Origin of the sequence: Allomesorhizobium aridi, from assembly GCF_043769475.1 — a bacterium.
Classification (GTDB): Bacteria; Pseudomonadota; Alphaproteobacteria; order Rhizobiales; family Rhizobiaceae; genus Allomesorhizobium.
Genome location: NZ_CP171729.1, coordinates 5,387,564 through 5,403,660, shown reverse-complemented (window position 1 = coordinate 5,403,660; position 16,097 = coordinate 5,387,564). Strand labels below are relative to the sequence as shown.

The following is a 16,097-nucleotide window of genomic DNA, read 5'->3' as shown; positions in this document are numbered from 1 at the left end:
CAATACCACTTCAGCCTTTGTCAGCCTTTGCGCGTGTCGATGAATAGGTTAGTTGGTCCGCGCAAACGTTTCGAACGCAGCCGCGCAGCCAACGATGCGCCGGGTCTGCATCCATCCTCGGGTGCCAAAGCAATGAAACCGTGATCTCCGGCAGGGGCGCCGGAAGGGCAAAACTATGCATTCCTGCGCGCAGGTTCCCAGTGTGCCTTTCGGGAACGCTGGCGATCAGGTCCGAGGCCCGGGCAAGAGCCAGTGCGGTCGAAAAGCCGCCGACGATCGTGACGATCTCCCGCTCCAGTCCGAAAGCCTTCAGGGCTTCATCAATATCGATCGGTCCCTTGTCGAGGCCCCGCCGCGAGACGAGAACGTGCTTGCCGGCCGCATAGCGGGCGGGCGTGATCTCACCTTGGCTCAGCGGATGTCCCATTCGCACGACGCCAACGAAACGGTCCCGGAACAAGCCTTGCGCTCGTACCTCCGGACCCGTCGTCTCCCCCACGACGCCGGTTTCCAGATCGACGGTCCCGTCGCGAAGGGACGCGCTGTCCTTGTCCGATTTCTGCACGAAGCACAGCCGAACGCCGGGAGCCTCTGCATCGAGGCGGGCAATGAGGTCCGGTCCGAAGTTCTCCACAAAGCCTTCGCTGGTCCGCAGCGTGAAGGTTCGGACGAGCTGTTTGAGGTTGAGCTTCTCGGCAGGCCGTAGAACCGCTTCCGCGTCCTCGACGAGCTGACCGACCTTCTCGCGGAGTTCGAGCGCTCGGGGCGTGAGAACGAGACCGCGTCCGGCCCTGACCAGCAGCGGATCGCCCGTCGTCTCACGCAATCGCGCCAGCGCCCGGCTCATCGCAGACGGGCTGAGCCGCAATCGTTTTGCTGCGCGCGCAACGCTGCCTTCCGCGAGCAGCACATCAAGGGTGACAAGCAGATTGAGATCGGGGCTCGACATGCATTGGCCATAGCACGGCTCGATCGTGATGTGGCGTCAAACGCACGAATAAAATGCAAATGATGCGCGTTCCGCCACGTCAGGCAAAGGATTATGTCTCCGGCAGCTCCGTTTCGGGAGCCGCCGGAGAACGGGGTCCATGTTGAAGCCGATTATTGCAGGACTAGATGAGGCAGTAGCCGGAAGCGCGGAACGGGCGCCTTCGGTCCGGTGGGCGCTCGCCGGCCTTTCGCTCTCCACGTTGCTGTCCTCGCTCGGCACCAGCATCGCCAATGTCGGCTTGCCGACGATGGCGCAGGCGTTCGACGCTTCCTTCCAGGAAGTCCAGTGGATCGTGCTGGCTTATCTTCTCGCCATCACCACCCTGATCGTCAGCGTGGGCCGGCTCGGCGACATCACCGGCCGCCGACGGCTGCTGTTGGCCGGAATCTTGCTGTTCACGGCGGCCTCGGTCCTGTGCGGCATCGCGCCCACGCTCTCGATGCTGATTGCCGCCCGCGCGGCGCAGGGCCTCGGAGCGGCCGTCATGATGGCGCTGACCATGGCGTTTGTCGGCGAGACGGTTCCAAAGGAAAGGACCGGCAGTGCCATGGGGCTGCTCGGAACCATGTCCGCAATCGGCACCGCCCTCGGCCCGTCGCTCGGCGGCGTTCTGATCGCCGGGGCCGGCTGGCAGGCGATCTTCCTCGTCAACGTCCCGCTGGGTCTTCTGGCGTTCTTTCTCGCCTATCGTTATTTGCCCGGTGATCGCCGGAAGCCGAAGAACGGTCGGCCCAGCTTCGATACTGTAGGCACGCTGCTGCTTGCGCTGACGCTTGGCGCCTATGCGCTCGCCATGACGATTGGGCGCGGCAGTTTCGGTCCGCTCAACATGGCTCTGCTGCTGGCTGCCGTTTTCGGGACCGGTCTCTTCGTACTCGCCGAGGCGAGAGCGGCATCGCCTTTGATCCAATTGCCGATGTTCCGCGATCCAAGCTTAAGTGCGAGCCTCGCCACGAGCGCCCTGGTCTCGACGGTGATGATGGCGACCTTGGTAGTCGGGCCATTCTATCTCTCTCGTGCACTCGGACTCGACGCGGCTCTCGTTGGGATAGTCTTATCGGTCGGTCCGCTTGTCGTCGCGCTGACCGGCGTGCCAGCCGGCCGCATTGCGGACCGTTTTGGCGCTGGGCGCATGACCGTCGTCGGGCTTATCGGAATAGCGGCCGGTTCCTTCATTCTGTCCATGATGCCGTCGACATCAGGCATCCCCGGCTACATCGCCCCCATCGTCGTCATAACCGCCGGCTATGCGCTGTTCCAGACGGCCAACAACACCGCCGTCATGACGGATATCCGCCCGGACCAGCGAGGCGTCATTTCCGGCATGCTCAACCTTTCGCGCAATCTCGGGCTCATTACCGGCGCATCCGTTATGGGCGCTGTGTTCGCGTTCGCATCGGCGACGAACGACATCACGACGGCACGTCCCGAGGCCGTTGCCACTGGCACGCGCATCACCTTCGCAGTCGCGGGCTCACTGATCGTCGTTGCGCTCGCCATCGGCGTTGGAAGCCGTGCGCTCGCAACACGCCCTTCGCCTGCGATCTCAGCCAAAAGCGGGCATTGAATGCTCGCGGCTCACGCGCGGCAGTGGCGGCGGGAGCGATCCCGCCGCTTCACCCTTCGCGCCTGGTATAGCTGAAATAATCGAAATCGGCCGGTATCCCCGAGCCGCTGGTGTCGAAAGCGGCCATGCCGACGAAGGCGCCGGTGAAGGAGCCGTGCTCGCCGCGGCCGCCCTCGTCGGAGATGACGCTGGCGTCCAGCACCGGTCCGGCCCTCGCCCAGTCGCCGCCGTCGCGATACCAGAACTGCAGCGCTTCGCCGGCCACTTCCGCCGCGAGGTCGACCGGACCGTCGGCACGGAGCGGCAGCGGATCGGCGAGTGGAAAGTCCAGCTTGCCGTTCGGCCAGTCGCCGGGGCAGGACAGGATGGTGAGCACGCGACCGCGGCGCGCGTCATGCGTGACGGCCAGGAAATGGAACTTGTGGCGGTTGTAGTAATGCGTCAGCCCGGCCGCCTGCTGAAAATTCTCCGGCGCAAAGGCGAGTTCGGTTTCGGCGCGGAAAGAGAAATCCTCCTGACGCCGCGCGACCAGCGCCTGATCGTACCAGCTGCCAATCGATTCGCGCCCGAATAGGCGCAGCGCGCCGGGCTTTTCGGACAGCGAGAAAAGCCGCTCGGGATAGGGCGTGCGCAGCCACTGAAAGTCGAGCGGCAGCGCAGCACCTTCGAAATCATAGCGGATCGTTTCCGGGCGCGGCTTGCTCGTAACCGCGGCCGGCGCCGGCACCTCGAGCTCCGGCACGAGTCCGTCCTTCTCGAGCCGCAGCCAGCCGTCCTCGCCCCACACGCACTTCTGGATTGCCGTCTCGCGGCCGAGCGGCGAGCGCCGCACTCCCGGCAAGGGGCGCGAGCAGAGATGCGTGTGATACACCGCGCCTTCCGGCGTCTCGACGATCTGGCCGTGGCCGGAGCGCTGCAGCACGGCCTCGGGCGCATCCTTCGAGGTGATGAGGTGAGTGTCGGGGTGAAGCTCGTACGGACCGCCGATGTCGCGCGAGCGAGCCATGGTGACGGCATGGTCGTAGCCGGTGCCGCCTTCGGCGGTGGTGAGATAGTACCAGCCGTCGCGCTTCAAGAGATGCGGCCCCTCAACCAGCCCGTGCGGGCTACCGGCAAAGATGTTCCTGACCGGTCGGACGAGCTTCTTCGCAGCCGCGTCGTATTCCTGCAGGAGGATACCGGCGAAGGATGGATGCTTGGGGCTGCCGCCGACGCCGGTGGAAATATGGTTCCAGACCATGTTGAGGAACCATTTCCGGCCGTCGTCGTCATGGAAAAGCGACGGGTCGAAGCCGCTCGAATTGACGTAGGCCGGGTCCGACCATGGGCCTTCGATAGATGGCGCCGTGACGATGTAGTTGTGCGCGTCCTTGAAATTGCCGTCGAGCCGCTTGACGTCAGTATAGACCAGCCAGAACAGCCCGTCGGCATACGACAGGCACGGCGCCCATATGCCGCCGGAATCGGGAGCGCCGCGCATGTCGAGCTGGACGGCGCGATCGAGAGGGCGCTTCACCAGCCGCCAGTTCACGAGATCGGTCGAATGGTGGATCTGGACGCCGGGATACCATTCGAAGGTCGAGGTGGCGATGAAGTAGTCCGGCCCGACGCGGCAGATCGACGGGTCGGGGTTGAAGCCGGGCAGGATCGGATTGCGGATCATCTTTATCGCCTGTTGTTTGCGGGCTGGCGCTCGACCGAGGCCATCCAAAGATTGATGCCGGCCTCCCGCGCAGATTGCGCCCTCGCTGCCGACGTTCCTTCCCTAACGCGTCGATCTGCCATCGCAAAGACCTCATTCATCAGAATGATTCGCTGAAAGTCCTAGTCCGTTCTTGAAGCGCAGACCGCATGCGTCTGGCGGCGGGTTGGCGCTCGGCATCCGATGCAACCGGCGAACCTCTATTGTTTATGGAAGGATGGCATTGCGAACAAAACGAGAAACGTGATCCAGTAAGGTCCGTTATCTCCAACCGATTCGCAATCAATGTCCGTCGCCTACCTCGAAAAGCTGAATCCTGAACAGCGCCGTGCCGTAGAGCACGGCGTCGGCATTTCCGACGGCAGGATTGGCGGCCCGCTGCTCATCATCGCAGGCGCAGGTTCGGGCAAGACCAATACTCTGGCGCATCGCGTCGGGCATCTGATCGTCAACGGCGCCGATCCGCGCCGTATCCTGCTGATGACCTTTTCCCGCAGGGCGGCAAGCGAGATGGCCCGCCGCGTCGAACGCATCTGTGTCCAGGTGCTCGGCGCCAATGCCGGCGTCATGACCGATGCGCTGGCCTGGGCCGGCACTTTTCACGGTATCGGCGCGCGGCTGCTGCGAGATTATGCCGAGCAGATCGGGCTCGATCCCGCCTTCACCATCCACGACCGGGAGGACAGCGCTGACCTGATGAACCTTGCACGGCACCAACTGGGCTTTTCCAAGATGGAAAGTCGGTTCCCGACCAAAGGCACCTGCCTTGCGATCTACTCCCGCGCCGTCAATTCTGAACTGCCGATCGACGAGGTGCTTGGCAGCTTCTTCCCATGGTGCGCCGGCTGGAGCGCGCAATTGCGTGAGTTGTTCGCCGCCTACGTAGAGGCTAAACAGGCGCAGAACGTTCTCGATTACGACGACCTGCTGCTCTACTGGGCCCAGACCGTCAGCGATCCGCTCCTTGCCGACGATATCGGCGGCCGTTTCGATCATGTCCTGGTCGACGAATATCAGGACACCAACCGCCTCCAAGCCTCGATCCTCAAGGCGCTGAAGCCGGGCGGCCGGGGAATGACCGTCGTCGGTGACGACGCGCAGTCGATTTATTCCTTCCGTGCGGCGTCGGTTCGCAACATCCTCGATTTTCCCACCGAGTTCAGCCCGTCGGCCGAAATCATCACGCTCGACCGCAATTACCGCTCGACGCAGCCAATCCTCGCCGCTGCAAACGGCGTCATCGATCTTGCAGCAGAACGGTTCACGAAAAATCTCTGGACCGAGCGCCAGTCGGCGGAGCGGCCGCGGCTCGTCACCGTTCGCGACGAAACCGAACAGGCGCGCTACATCGTCGAGCACGTTCTGGAAAATCGAGAGGTCGGCGCCACCCTGAAGCAACAGGCGGTGCTGTTCCGGACCTCCAGCCACAGCGGCCCTCTGGAAGTCGAGCTGACGCGCCGCAACATCCCCTTCGTCAAGTTCGGCGGGCTCAAATTCCTCGACAGCGCACATGTGAAGGACATGCTGGCGATGTTGCGCTTTGCACAAAACCCGCGCGATCGCGTCGCCGGCTTCCGCCTGATGCAACTGCTTCCCGGCGTCGGCCCGACATCGGCGCAACGTGTGCTCGATGCCATGGCCGATCAGCCCGATCCGCTGACTGCGCTTGCCAACATTCCCGTTCCGCCGCGCGCCGGCGATGACTGGACAGGGTTTGTCGATGTGCTGCAGCAGCTAAGGCCCGGCAAGGCCGGCTGGCCGGCCGAGATAGAACAGGCCCGCCGCTGGTATGAGCCGCATCTCGAGCGCATCCACGAGGACGCGACGATGCGGCAGGCCGATCTGTTGCAGCTCGAACAGATTGCGGCGGGCTATCCGTCGCGGGAGCGCTTCCTGACCGAACTGACCCTCGATCCGCCCGATGCGACAAGCGACCAATCAGGCGTTCCGCATCTGGACGAGGATTACCTGATCCTCTCGACGATACACTCCGCCAAAGGGCAGGAATGGAAGTCGGTGTTCGTCCTCAACACGGTCGACGGCTGCATCCCGTCGGACCTGGGCGTCGGCACGACGGCCGACATCGAGGAGGAGCGACGCCTGCTTTATGTCGCCATGACTCGTGCGAAGGACAGCCTTCATCTCGTCACGCCGCAGCGTTTCTTCACCCACGGTCAGAATGCCCGGGGCGACCGGCACGTCTATGCCTCGCGTACCCGCTTCATTCCGGCGAGCCTGCTGCAACTGTTCGAATGCTGCACCTGGCCGGTTGTCACCGTAAGCCAAAGCACACGGCCCGATGCGCGGCAGGTCCGCGTCGACGTCGGCGCGCGCATGCGGGGCATGTGGCGATAAGGCGACGGTGGAGAGCCCGTCAGCGCAAGATCATTCGCTACACAGTGCTTGCGCGTTGAAAACCTCCCAGGCCGCGCGCAGCTTTTACGTCGATAAGTTTTTGATTTTATGATGACAATGGCGCCCCAGCGCGGATGAAGATGAGAACTACGTCTTCGCCGGAGCGCTGTGATCTTCCAGCCGTGGCCACCGACAGGTCCAGCGCATGCCAGAGGCAGCAGGATGTCGGCCTGACTTGACGGGCTGAGGACAAGCCCGAGATGCCGTCGCCGACCTGCAGCCCGCGAAGTATGGCCCCGCCGTCGCCGTGCGCGAGCCTGCCCCTCCAATTCCCCAAATGCAGAGCAACGTCTATAATGTCTCGCATGCCCGAGATAGGCACCGTGAGCGGGGCTAGACTGCAAGGCGGAGACGGCTGGGCGAGAGTTCTCGCCGGGCTAATCGCTTTGGCGGCGTGGGCCGGATCGCCATTCACTTTCACGCTCTCGCGAGCGGGGCGGCGTCATGGGCCGGCGCGCTTTGGGCTCTGATCGGCTATTTCACCATCACGACGAACCTGTTGGTCGCGATTGTGTTTACCGGCGTCACTCTCCGCAGCACCGCTTTCGAGTCCTCTTGGCTCCTCGGCGGGACGCTGCTCAGCATCCTCCTCGTCGGAGTCGTGTATGCGCTTCTGCTGCGTGGCTGCGCGAACTGACCGCCGGCTCAGAGGTTGCCAATATTCTGCTGCACCAAACCACGCCGTTCATGGTGACAGTTTTCTGGCTCGCATTTGTCCGCAAGGGTGCGCTCAGATAGCGCGACCCGTTGCTTTGGGCGCTCTATCCGCTTGGCTACTTTTTCTATGCCTTGGCGCGCGGCGCATTCGAGGGACGGTACCCCTATCCCTTTATCAACGTCGCCGAGATTGGCTTGCCGCGGACGCTGGAAGACGCCGGTATGATTGCCGCGGCGTTTGTCATCGCCGGCGAGGCTCTGGTCTGGTTCGACCGCTGGCTGGCGGCCAGAGCGAAAGCCTGAAGGTTCAAGATCCACCGAGCGAAGCGGCCGCAGGATGGCGGCAAGCATCCGATTGAACGGATCGCATATTTGAGCGCCTATCGGCAGCGGTTGGACGTGTATGGCGTAGAAAAGCGTAGAAATGGCGCCCCAGCGTGGATGAAACTGATAACTACGTTTCCGCTGGAGCGCTATGATATCGTAGTCGCCGGCTCGCAATTGCATCCGGGGACGACCGGAGCTCGCCGAAGCCACTACGACTGCTCGAAAGCCCTTCGCACCTAGGACATTATCCTAAGAATTCCGCACGGAATGATTTTGGAAGCTGGTGCGCTATGCCCTAGTAGGCGGTCCGAACCAAGTGGTTAGCGCGCCAGCGAGCCCCAGTTGGGTCAGGTCTCCTACCCAAGCCACATATCCGTCGGGCCGGATCAACACGGCGGTGGGAGCAGTGATCGGCCCAAGAGCCGGAAGCTCCCACGGACCAACGTATTTGGCGTCGACCAACTGGACCCGATCCGCCCATGGCGCGATGTCGAAGCCGCCGGGCGCACCGAAGTTGAGGAGCACCGGCCGGGCGTCGTGGAGCAGGGTGAATACTCGCAGCGGCCCGGTGGCGGTGCTCAGATCGAGATCGGGCATGCGGCGCCCGAGCAGTGGATGTCCCTCGCCAAGGTCGTAGTGAATGTCCAGCCCGGATTGCATGGCGGCAAATCGCTTGCGCGGCTCGTCCATGCCGAGTAGCTCGGTCACCGTTTCGCGCAGGGCCTTGGTGCGGTCGTCCTCACGGCGAAGCGCCACTGCGGCCATCGCGTTGCGCAGAACGCGGGTAGCAACCGAGTGGCGCTCGATGTGGTAGGTATCGAGGAGGCTTTCCGGCGAAATCCCCTTGACCACCTCGGCCAGCTTCCATCCCAGATTCACCGCATCCTGCACACCGGTCTGGAGGCCCTGTCCGCCGTCCGGCGGATGGATGTGCGCGGCATCGCCGGCGATCAGCACCCGTCCCTTGCGATAGGAGGCGGCCTGACGCGCCGCGTCGGTGAACCGCGAAATAAACGTTGGAGAGTGGACGCCGTAGTCGGTCCCGCATGCGGCGATGAGCCCGTCGCTGAGATCGCGCAGCGTGGGTTCGGCCGTAGCGCCGACGTGTTGTTCGGTCACCAGGACGCCGATCGGCCCATGATCGGCGTAGACTATCTTGCCGTCGACGATCTGGTACGCCGTCCGGCCGAAGGAATGGGTGCCGAGAGCGGTGCGGTGGACGCCCAATTCTGGCGTCTCGGTCATCTCGACCTCGGCAATCAGATTACTGGTGGTGGGATTCGATCCGGGGAAGTCGATGCCGGCGGCCTTACGGATTAGACTGCGTCCTCCATCGCAGCCGACGAGATAGTCCGCTCGCAGCGATCGGCCGTCGCTGAGCTCGATGTCGACGCCGGTCTCGTCCTGGCTAAAGCCACTGACCTCGATGCCGCGATAGACAGGCACATTGAGCTCCGCCACCCAGCCCGCGAGGATGCGTTCGATATGCGTCTGCCACAGCCCGAGTCCGTACGGATGGCGGGTGGGAAAGTCGCTGATATCCAGACGGACACTGGCGAACCCCGCGACCTGCGCCTTCTGCCCCTCGGCGAGGAATCGGTCGGCGATGCCGCGCTGATCGAAGATTTCGATGGTGCGTGAATGCAGGCCACCTGAGCGCGAGCCGACGAGTTCGTTGCTGGCCCGCCGTTCGACGATGGCAACGTCTACACCCGCCAGCGCCAACTCCCCCGCCAGCATCAACCCGGTGGGGCCTCCACCGGCAATTGCCACCGCATGCTCGGCCATAACCACACTCCGTCACACTCCGATAGACACCAAACTATCGGCGAGACCACTTGCGTGCACTCGCGTAACGTGTCGAGGATCGTCGATTCGAGCGAAATCCGTACCGTTGGCACGAAACCGAACTGCTACAGAGTGGTCGCCGCTGTGGACGTAAAATCGGCGGCCGCTGGCGTTCGCAGTTTTCCAGAAATGGCGCGCCCGAAGAGATTCGAACTCCTGACCCCCAGATTCGTAGTCTGGTGCTCTATCCAGCTGAGCTACGGGCGCGCAACAAGCCGCGTTGAACGGCCACCGCAAGCCGGTTTTCCGGACCGGCCGCGAGCGAGACCGCTACCTAGCGACTGCAAATTGGAAAAGCAAGCCGGACGGACAAAACTTTTCGCGCCGCCTGCCCGCCTGCTATTGGCGGTTTGACGGCGGCGTCAACTTGGCTGACGCCGGTCTTCACATCCGACCCGCTGTCCCGGCCGAGCCTGGCGGCGCAAACCTAAGCCGGGCCACGTGATCTTGTCCGAAGTCCGCAGATTTCGTTGCGGCCTTCGGTTCGGAATCATGCTCCGAGTGCGGATTCGGCGAGCCGCACCCAATAGCTCATGCCGTGCGGGATGACCTCGTCGTTGAAATCGTAGGCCTCATGGTGGAGGTTGGCGCTGTCGCCGTTGCCGATGAAGATGAAGGCGCCCGGCCGCGCCTCCAGCATGTAGGAAAAATCCTCGCCGCCCATCACCGGCTGCATGGCGCGGTGCACCTGGCCGTCGCCGGCCACCGCCGCCGCGACGTCGCCGGCAAACACCGTCTCGTCCGGATGGTTGAACGTCACCGGATAGTTCGCATCGTAGTCGACATGGATCGTCGCGCCAAACGCCGCGGCGATACCGTCGCAGATGGCGTGGATGCGCTCGCGCGCCAGTGCGGCCACCTCCTTCTTCAGGGTGCGGACAGTGCCGGCAAGCTCGACCTTTTCGGGAATGACATTATAGGCGTCGCCGCCATGGAATTTCGTCACGGTGACGACGACGGATTCGACGGGATCGGCCGAGCGTGAAGCAATGGTCTGGAACGCGGCGACCACCTGGCTGGCCACCACGATCGGGTCGATAGCGCGGTGCGGCATGGCGGCGTGGCCGCCCTTGCCCTTCACGGTGATGGTGAATTCGGCCGTCGCAGCCATGATCGGGCCGGGCCTGATCGCGAACTGGCCGACCGGCAGGCCGGGCATGTTGTGCATGCCGAACACCTTCTCGATGCCGAACCGATCCATCATGCCGTCCTTGACCATGGCCAGGCCGCCGGCGCCGCCTTCCTCCGCCGGCTGGAAGATCACGGCGACGGAGCCCGCGAATTTGCGTGTCTCGGCCAGGTACTTGGCCGCCCCGAGCAGCATGGCGGTGTGCCCGTCATGGCCGCAGGCGTGCATCTTGCCGGGGCTTGCCGAGGCGTAGGGCTTGCCGCTCGCCTCATTGATCGGCAGCGCATCCATGTCGGCGCGCAGGCCGACCGCGCGGCCTGGCCCCAGGCTGCCGCGGATGATACCGACCACGCCGGTGCGGCCGATGCCGGAAACGACCTCGTCGCAGCCGAATTCGCGCAGCCGCTCGGCCACGAAGCTGGCCGTCTGGAACACGTCGTAATTCAGCTCCGGCGTCTGGTGCAGGTGGCGGCGCCAGCCGGTGACTTCGTCGTGCATTTCGGCGGCTCGGTTCAGGATCGGCATGATTGACGCGCTCCGTTGGCGTGGGAATAGCCTTCCCGCGATTTGAAAGTTGATCCTATACGCTTTGCCATCTTGGCGTCACATAGGCTAAATAGCACCGGGCAAGTTCCAGGGCGCGGGCAGTGAGGGCCGGATCGCCCCGCTTGGCGATATGCCCCGGCCAAGAAAACCTATGGGCCAGGGAACTATTTGGGCAAGAGGCGATTTCGGGCATCATGCGACGTAGATTCATTCTCACGGCGGTTCTTTCGGGCGTTCTCGCTCTGGTGGGGGGCCGGCGAGCGCCAATCCGTCGCTCCTGATCGACACCAACACCAATCGCGTCATCGAGAGCGACAACCCGTTCCAGCGCTGGTATCCGGCTTCGCTGACCAAGCTGATGACGGCCTATGTGGCGTTTCGCGCGGTCGCGGCGGGCGAGGTGTCGCTGACTTCCCCGGTCGTCATCTCCAAGAAGGCCGCCGCACAGCCGCCGAGCAAGATGGGCTATCCCGTCGGTTCGGAACTGACGCTCGACAATGCGCTGAAGATCATCATGGTCAAGTCGGCCAACGATGTCGCGGCCGCGATCGGCGAGAGCATCGCCGGGTCGCAGTCCAATTTCGCCGAGCGGATGAACGCCGAATCGGCCCGTCTCGGCATGACGGACTCGCACTGGGTCAACGCGCACGGCCTGCATGACGACAACCAGTACACGAGCGCCCGCGACCTCGTCATCCTCTCGACCGTGCTGCGCCGGGAATTCCCGGAACATGCCAGCTTTTTCGCGATCGAAGGGCTTTTGGCGGGCGAAAAGGTCCTGCCCAGCCACAACAACCTCATCGGCCGCTTCGATGGCGCCGACGGCATGAAGACCGGCTATACCTGCCCGTCCGGCTACAACCTCATCGCCTCGGCGACGCGCGGCGGCCGTACGCTGCTCGCCGTCGTCGTCGGGTCCGAAACGGTCAAGGCGCGCGACGAGAAGGCGGCCGCCATGCTGGCGCGGGGCTTCACGTTCCCGGCTTCCGCCGGCCGGGCGCTCGGCGAATTGAAGCCGTCCGGCAAGGGTTCGAACAAGCCAGTGAACATGCACAAGGAACTGTGCACCAAGGAGGGCCGGGCCGCGCGCGCCAAGGCCGAGAAGGAACTCGCCAAGGGAAGCAAGGAAGGATCCCAGAAGCCGCCTCATCCGGTCTATCTCGGCGAGATGACGCGCGAGCGCGTGCTGGTCAAGGTCGAGCTCGGCGGAGCGACCGGGCCGCTCTCACCGGCTGCCGCCGCCACTATCGCCGCCAACCGGGCCTATGCCGACGTGCCGATCCCGACCTGGCGCCCCGACAAGCCCGCGCCGGGAACGGCCGCCGCCCAGCAGGACGATGCTGCCGGTAAGCCGAGTGGCTGAGTTCCCTATCCCCGTATCGGTGTTGACCGGCTTTCTCGGCGCCGGCAAGACGACGTTGCTCAACCGCCTCCTCAAGGATCCGGCGCTGACCGACACCGCCGTCATCATCAACGAATTCGGCGACGTCGCCATCGACCACCTCCTGGTCGAGCAATCGTCGGACGGCGTCATCCAGCTTTCAGACGGCTGCCTCTGCTGCACGGTGCGCGGCGAACTGGTCGATACCCTCGCCGATCTCGTCGACCGCCTGCAGACCGGCAAGATCGCCCGGCTGAAGCGGGTGGTCATCGAGACGACGGGGCTCGCCGATCCGGCCCCCGTGCTTCAGTCGATCATGGGCCATCCCGCGCTGGTGCAGGCGTTCCGGCTCGACGGCGTGGTCGCCATGGTCGATGCGGTCAATGGCTCCGCCACGCTCGACGCCCATGTCGAGGCGGTCAAGCAGGTCGCGGTGGCCGACCGCATTGTCATCGCCAAGGCCGATCTGGTCACCGAGCCCGAAGCGCTGGAGCAGCTTCGCGACAGGCTGCGGCAGCTCAATCCGGGCGCGCCGCTGCTCGATGCCTCGCAGGCCGGCGTCGCCGAACTGCTGGATTGCGGCCTCTACGATCCGGAAACCAAGATCGCGGACGTGCGCAAATGGCTCGGCGCCGAGGCGGAGCATGCCGCGCATCACCATGCCGGCCATCATCACGACCACGACCACGAGCACCGCCACGACCAGCGCGTGCGCACCTTCTCGCTGATCCATGACGGGCCGGTGCCGTTCGCGGCGATCGAGATGTTCCTCGATCTCCTGCGCTCCACTCACGGCGAAAAACTGCTTCGGATGAAGGGCGTCATCGAGCTTGCCGAAAGCCCGGAGCGGCCGCTCGTCATTCACGGCGTGCAGAAGATCCTGCATCCGCCGGCGCGCCTGCCAGCCTGGCCGGACAATGTGCGCGGCACAAGACTGGTCCTGATCACGCTCGACATGCCGGGGGATTATGTGCGCCGGCTGTTCGCCGCGATCACCAACCAGCCCATGATCGATACCGCCGACCGCGCGGCGATGCAGGACAACCCGCTGGCGATTGCCGGCCGCTGAGTTGAACCACACCTGGTTGCCTTGCCGCGCCCAATGGAGACCCTAGCTTCCGACTCGGACATGAGAAGGATGCAAGACGATGAACATCGCCTTCCCCGGCGAGTCCGCCGCATATAGAGCTGCCCGTGATCGCCTGCTGGCGAAGGAGATCGAACTGCGCCGCGCCATGCAGGCGGTTTCGGTCCTCCGCCGCGAACTGCCGCCGGGTGGGCTCATTCCCGAAGACTATGTTTTCGACGGCCTAAGCCCCAACGGCGCTCCGGCCAAGTTGAAGCTCTCGGAGCTGTTCGCTCCGGGCAAGGACTCGCTGGTCGTCTACAACTTCATGTTCCCCCCGCTATCCCAAGGACGATCGGCCCGGCCCGGCCGGGGCGCGACGGCGCGCCTGAAACTGAAAGAAGGACCGTGCCCCTCATGCGTGGCCTTTCTCGACGCGCTGGACGGCGCGGCGAAGCACGTGGAAGGAGCAGGGTTCAATTTCGTCGTGATCGCCAGAGCGCCGCTTGACCGGCTGACCACATTCGCCAAGGAGCGTGGATGGCGGAACCTGCGCCTGCTGTCAGCGGCCGGGAACAGCTTCAAGCGTGATTATCTTGCCGAGACGCCCGAAGGATTCCAGATGCCGATGGTGACGGTTTTTCATCGCGAAGGCTCTGAAATCCGGCACTTCTGGAGTTCGGAGATGCTTTACGCACCCGCCGATCCCGGCCAGGATCCACGCCACGCCGGCACCATCGAGCCGTCCTGGAATATTTTCGACCTGACGCGCGAAGGCAGGCCTTCCGACTGGCAGGAACAGCTGGAATACGACTGACGCATTTGCGGATGCCGGCGTCTGCGTGTCTATTGCTGCAAACCCGTATCGGCTCCGCGTTCGACAAGAAAGCGATGGCCGCCGGGCCGCTCTTCCGTCGTCACCAGCCGGTGGCCGTCCTCGGCGCAGAAAGCGGGTATGTCGATGAGCGCGAGCGGATCGGTGGTCTCGAGCCACAGCCGGCTGCCAGGCGCCATGGCCGCAAGCCGCTTCTTCGCCTTCAGGACTGGCAAGGGGCAGTTCAGGCCCCTCAAGTCGTAGACGCCGTCTTCAGCCAAGGACAGCAGCTCAGCTGCCGAACATGTTGGTGATGCGCTTGGTCATGTTGCCGAGCAGGCCGGGCTTTTCGGCCGGCGGAGCCTGCACGGCGACCGGCGCCGGCGCTGGAACGACGGCGGTCTCGACAGGCGCCGGTGCTTCGGCGGCGGCCTTGGCGGCGAGTGCGGCGGCGGCCTGTTCCTCGGCGGGCCGCTTCTTGGCTTCGGCGGCCTGCTGCTTTGCCGCCTCGGCGGCGTCGCGTTCGGCCATGCGGCGTCCGGCCGGCGAATCGATGCGGCCCATGCGGGAAGTCGCGGTCACCTTGCCATCATGCGACAGCGACGGCGGCTCGACCGGAACGCGTTCGCCGCGCGCCCGCTGGCGGGTCCATTCCGAAACCAGGCTGGCTTCCTTGAGCCCAGCGATGGTCGGCTTGGGCGCCGGCACGTCCGACTTGATCGCGCTCGAAAAAGCCGTCTCGTAGGTCGATTGGTAGGACTGATAGGCGGTCTTCAGCGGATCCGGCTGGGTGAAGGAGGGGCAGGCATCGCTCGCGGAGCCGAATTGGGCGCCGGCCGCGGGAATGCGGTTGAAGACATAGCGCTTTTCGCACACATCGACCTTCGGCGGCACCTTGGTGATCTCGAAATGGTCGTAGCCTTCCTTGAGCATGGTCCAGAACTGGTAGTTCGGATCGTTGCGATAGCGCGCCATGTTGGCGGCCGTCATGCGGAAGGGAAAGGCCTGGATCTGGAATTCGGTCTGGCCGCCCTGGAAGGCGTCGCGGCCGAAGGCGTAGATCTGCTCGATCTGCTCGTCCGTCATCGAGTAGCAGCCCGACGAGGAGCAGGCGCCATGCACCATCAGGTTCGAGCCGGTGCGGCCGTGCGCCCGGTCAAAGGCGTTGGGATAGCCGATGTTGAAGGCGAGGTGATAGTTCGACCTCGGGTTCATCTGGTGCGGCTTCACCGAATAGAATCCCTCGGGCGCCTGGCGGTCGCCCTCGATGAATTTGGGGCCGAGCTTGCCCGACCATTTGCAGATGTCGTACGCCGCGATCATGTCGTAGCGGCCATTGGTCTTCTGCTTCCAGATCTCGACCTTGCCCTCTTCCTTGAATACGCGCGCCATGACCGGCGAATTGCGGGGCATGCCCTTCGCCTTCATCTGCGCCAGGATCTTGGCCGGCAGCTGCTTCCTGGCCTGGGGCGAAATGTCCTCGAACGTGGTCGATCCGTTGCAGCCCGCCACGGCGAGCATGGCAAGCAGCAGTCCGGCGCGGGCGATATTGGCAATCATCGGCATGAGTAGTCTTCGTTTCCGTCGTACTGACCGTACCGCGGTCCCCCGCCGGTCCAGTCCAATGGTCGCGACCGTAAGCCCGTTAACCTTG

At 64.2% G+C, this 16,097-nt stretch carries 13 protein-coding genes and 1 tRNA gene; 7 read left to right on the top strand and 7 right to left on the bottom strand.

What is annotated here, in order from left to right:
- Positions 1-10: 10 nt before the first annotated feature.
- On the bottom strand, positions 11-949 hold the full coding sequence (locus tag ACG873_RS28790) for a LysR family transcriptional regulator (protein ID WP_394889232.1): 939 nt from the start codon (positions 947-949) through the stop codon (positions 11-13).
- 139 nt (positions 950-1,088) lie between these two features.
- Here ACG873_RS28790 and ACG873_RS28785 point away from each other — a divergent pair, with 139 nt between their 5' ends.
- Positions 1,089-2,558 carry an MFS transporter gene (locus ACG873_RS28785; protein ID WP_394889230.1) on the top strand — a complete coding sequence of 490 codons (1,470 nt, stop codon included), beginning with the start codon at positions 1,089-1,091 and terminating at the stop codon, positions 2,556-2,558.
- 49 nt (positions 2,559-2,607) lie between these two features.
- Here ACG873_RS28785 and ACG873_RS28780 read toward each other — a convergent pair whose 3' ends face one another.
- Positions 2,608-4,221, bottom strand: coding sequence for a glycoside hydrolase family 43 protein (locus ACG873_RS28780; RefSeq protein ID WP_394889229.1), 1,614 nt, complete (start codon positions 4,219-4,221; stop codon positions 2,608-2,610).
- A 324-nt stretch (positions 4,222-4,545) separates the two neighbouring features.
- On the opposite strand from ACG873_RS28780, the gene ACG873_RS28775 reads away from it, so the two are divergent.
- From ACG873_RS28775 to ACG873_RS28765, 3 genes are all read left to right on the top strand, one after another.
- Positions 4,546-6,615: an ATP-dependent helicase gene (locus ACG873_RS28775; protein WP_394889228.1), complete on the top strand. Its 2,070-nt coding sequence runs from the start codon at positions 4,546-4,548 to the stop codon at positions 6,613-6,615.
- A 454-nt stretch (positions 6,616-7,069) separates the two neighbouring features.
- A complete protein-coding gene (locus tag ACG873_RS28770) occupies positions 7,070-7,312 on the top strand; it encodes a hypothetical protein (protein ID WP_394889227.1) in 243 nt (80 codons plus the stop codon).
- 110 nt (positions 7,313-7,422) lie between these two features.
- Positions 7,423-7,635 (top strand): Pr6Pr family membrane protein, encoded by a 213-nt coding sequence (locus tag ACG873_RS28765; RefSeq protein ID WP_394889225.1) that lies wholly within the window; start codon positions 7,423-7,425, stop codon positions 7,633-7,635.
- A 312-nt stretch (positions 7,636-7,947) separates the two neighbouring features.
- Here ACG873_RS28765 and ACG873_RS28760 read toward each other — a convergent pair whose 3' ends face one another.
- The 3 genes from ACG873_RS28760 to ACG873_RS28750 form a co-directional block, all read right to left on the bottom strand.
- Positions 7,948-9,447 carry an FAD-dependent monooxygenase gene (locus tag ACG873_RS28760; RefSeq protein ID WP_394889224.1) on the bottom strand — a complete coding sequence of 500 codons (1,500 nt, stop codon included), beginning with the start codon at positions 9,445-9,447 and terminating at the stop codon, positions 7,948-7,950.
- Positions 9,448-9,637: 190 nt separating this feature from the next.
- Positions 9,638-9,714, bottom strand: a tRNA-Arg gene (locus tag ACG873_RS28755).
- A gap of 283 nt (positions 9,715-9,997) precedes the next feature.
- Entirely contained in the window at positions 9,998-11,161 is a 1,164-nt protein-coding gene (locus ACG873_RS28750) for a M20 aminoacylase family protein (protein ID WP_394889223.1), read from the bottom strand.
- Positions 11,162-11,387: 226 nt separating this feature from the next.
- Between ACG873_RS28750 and ACG873_RS28745 the strand changes: the two genes are divergently transcribed.
- The 3 genes from ACG873_RS28745 to ACG873_RS28735 all read left to right on the top strand — a co-directional run bounded on the left by ACG873_RS28745 (position 11,388) and on the right by ACG873_RS28735 (position 14,446).
- Entirely contained in the window at positions 11,388-12,545 is a 1,158-nt protein-coding gene (locus ACG873_RS28745; RefSeq protein ID WP_394893755.1) for a D-alanyl-D-alanine carboxypeptidase family protein, read from the top strand.
- Positions 12,538-13,632, top strand: coding sequence for a CobW family GTP-binding protein (locus ACG873_RS28740; protein ID WP_394889221.1), 1,095 nt, complete (start codon positions 12,538-12,540; stop codon positions 13,630-13,632). Before ACG873_RS28745 ends, ACG873_RS28740 begins: the two co-directional genes overlap by 8 nt.
- Positions 13,633-13,711: 79 nt before the next feature.
- Positions 13,712-14,446, top strand: coding sequence for a DUF899 family protein (locus tag ACG873_RS28735; protein ID WP_394889220.1), 735 nt, complete (start codon positions 13,712-13,714; stop codon positions 14,444-14,446).
- Positions 14,447-14,475: 29 nt separating this feature from the next.
- Here ACG873_RS28735 and ACG873_RS28730 read toward each other — a convergent pair whose 3' ends face one another.
- A complete protein-coding gene (locus ACG873_RS28730) occupies positions 14,476-14,724 on the bottom strand; it encodes a sulfurtransferase TusA family protein (protein ID WP_394889219.1) in 249 nt (82 codons plus the stop codon).
- A gap of 10 nt (positions 14,725-14,734) precedes the next feature.
- Positions 14,735-16,003 carry a hypothetical protein gene (locus ACG873_RS28725; protein ID WP_394893754.1) on the bottom strand — a complete coding sequence of 423 codons (1,269 nt, stop codon included), beginning with the start codon at positions 16,001-16,003 and terminating at the stop codon, positions 14,735-14,737.
- Positions 16,004-16,097 lie beyond the last annotated feature (94 nt).